This is a genomic window from Butyrivibrio sp. INlla16, assembly GCF_900104155.1.
Taxonomy (GTDB): Bacteria; Bacillota; Clostridia; order Lachnospirales; family Lachnospiraceae; genus Butyrivibrio.
Genome location: NZ_FMYB01000124.1, coordinates 1 through 2196 on the forward strand (window position 1 = coordinate 1; position 2196 = coordinate 2196).

Annotated in this window: 3 protein-coding genes; all 3 read left to right on the forward strand. The window is 38.3% G+C overall.

Features of this window, described 5'->3' with window-relative positions; genetic code table 11:
- Window positions 1-181: 181 nt before the first annotated feature.
- The 3 genes from BLR42_RS23845 to BLR42_RS22215 all read left to right on the forward strand — a co-directional run bounded on the left by BLR42_RS23845 (window position 182) and on the right by BLR42_RS22215 (window position 1661).
- Entirely contained in the window at window positions 182-304 is a 123-nt protein-coding gene (locus tag BLR42_RS23845; RefSeq protein ID WP_278289475.1) for a hypothetical protein, read from the forward strand.
- Window positions 305-421: 117 nt separating this feature from the next.
- Window positions 422-1219 (forward strand): sugar nucleotide-binding protein, encoded by a 798-nt coding sequence (locus BLR42_RS22210; protein ID WP_091873919.1) that lies wholly within the window; start codon window positions 422-424, stop codon window positions 1217-1219.
- Between the two features lie 34 nt (window positions 1220-1253).
- Window positions 1254-1661 carry an ABC transporter permease gene (locus tag BLR42_RS22215; RefSeq protein ID WP_170832951.1) on the forward strand — a complete coding sequence of 136 codons (408 nt, stop codon included), beginning with the start codon at window positions 1254-1256 and terminating at the stop codon, window positions 1659-1661.
- Window positions 1662-2196 lie beyond the last annotated feature (535 nt).

A 2196-nucleotide genomic window follows, 5' to 3' on the forward strand; every position in this document is an offset into this window, starting at 1 on the left:
GTTGAAATAAAACCCAAGCGGCCACGTGGTCGCCCAAGAAAGGAAGCTAACCCTTCTGTCGGAAATCTATAGTCCGGCAGATTGGGAAACTTTTAATTAACCTGAATTCAATAGCAAAATCAGATCCTCTTAGGTATCATTATTATTGAACCGGTTCCAATACTGTTTGGAGGAATTGCAGATGACTATTGGAAAAGTAATAAGAAAGTACCGCAAAGAAAACGGGCTGACACAAGAGGAAATGCCGACCTGCTTCTGGAAAAAGACCAGGATGAGGATAGTAGGGAGAGCATTGATGCGATAATCAAAAACACAGAGCGCATAGCTCAGAGCGTGTTGGATATTTTGGAAAAATGAAATACGGTAGTTTGTGTTTACTGGGAGTTTTATACGATATTGAAAATTGATTGAGGGATTGCTAATGAAGAAGGTTCTTATCCTTGGCGGAAATGGTCTTGTAGGTAGTGAAATAGTAAAGGGTTTAAATGGTGCATATGAAGTTGTTTCTACGGCTGGACACCATGAAATAGAGGGTGGGTATACTCTTTTGGCTGGAGAAGACGATAAATTGTTGAGGATTCTTGTTAAAGAGAAACCGGATGTAATAGTTTCATCTATTGTGGGGGCATTCGATACTCTTTTGAGTTTTCACAGAGTTTTGGGAAATTGGTGCAGCCAATATGGAAAGCGGTTGATTTATATTTCTACAACTAATGTTTTCGATGGAGATTTATCTGCTCCGGTAGATGAAAATACAACTCCTGTGCCAGAGTCCGATTATGGAAAACATAAGCTGGAGTGTGAAAACATGTTAGTAGATGTGCTAGGTAATAATTTGGCAATAATGCGGCTTAACTCCGTATGGACACCAGGATGTAAAAGAGTTGTGAGATTAATGCAATCATCTGAAAATGGAATAGAGATAGAAACATTCCCAGGAGATATGATTACTGTTACTCTTGGAACGCAAATTGGAGAATATGCGAAGTATATCATTGATGGTAATCTTTCAGGAGTATTCCATGTGGGTTCAGAAGATATGGTGGATTATCATCAATTTGAATTGATGGTTTGTGACAGACTGCATATTAGGACTCCAAGATTTAAAGTTATAGAGGTTGAACAGCCAGCCTATCAGGCGTTCCTTCCGACAATAAGAGATATTCCTAAAAGTATGAGAAGAACAGTAGATGATGTATTGGACGCATTAAGTCTATGAGATAAGCATGGGATGGGCGAGGGGTTAAATGTGTATGTTCAAGGTTGTAGGCGGACTTTTGACATCAGTGCTTGCACTTATAGGTATTTTGAATCTGATAAATACTCTTGTGACATCAGTGCTTTCAAGAAGACTTGAACTTGCCATGCTTGAGGCTGTTGGTATGACAAAACGCATCCAGAGGACAAGTATCTGTTTTGAGGGCATCGTATATGGTGGACTGGCATTGATTTTTGGAATGATTCTTAGCAGCGCATTTTCGGTTCTTTTAGTAAAGAGTATTGGAATGGAGATGTGGTTTTATACATATAGATTTACTCTGATGCCAATTATGATTGTGACACCGGTTATTCTAATGGTAGCGATGATCATTCCTGTGGTGATCTATAGCAGAACTATGAAGGAGACTGTAGTTGAGCGATTGAGGTTAGCGGATGCCTGAAAATGTGTTAACATATTTTCTGACTATTCCTTTTGTGTTTCTTTTCCCGTTGACACAAAAGCGTTCGAGAAGAAACCGTCACGAATAAGGCATAGAAAAAATTCTGCGATGTCTCAAAGTGCATAAAAGGCAGGATAGATATTCTTATGCACTTTTATCGCTGTAGCCGCGAACCCATAATTAAGAAGGAATAATGTCCACTCATGACATAAAACCGACCATTCATAACATTGCTCTATAGAGAGCGTTGACATAATGTTATGATTAAATAAGTTGGAATTCAAAAAGCTTACATGAAGAATCATGTTAAGCTTTTTGTTATGTCTATGGATATGACTTTGTTATTAACTGCTATGTGATTTTGGCTTTTTGGCAGTATGTAGGGAAATGGAGATAAACCATAAAAAAACGAAAGTAAAAGTAGGTTCACATCTTATGGAAAAAATGTGTTTTGCAATCTGTGATGATGAAAAAGCAGTACGAGAATTACTTTACGGATGGCTTTCCGGAAGTGTGTATAACGCAGAAATAAAGG

Coding starts and splice junctions, on each gene's coding strand:
- BLR42_RS22215 (WP_170832951.1), top strand. CDS start 1,254: ATGTTCAAGGTTGTAGGCGGACTTTTGACATCAGTGCTTGCACTTATA.
- BLR42_RS22210 (WP_091873919.1), top strand. CDS start 422: ATGAAGAAGGTTCTTATCCTTGGCGGAAATGGTCTTGTAGGTAGTGAA.
- BLR42_RS23845 (WP_278289475.1), top strand. CDS start 182: ATGACTATTGGAAAAGTAATAAGAAAGTACCGCAAAGAAAACGGGCTG.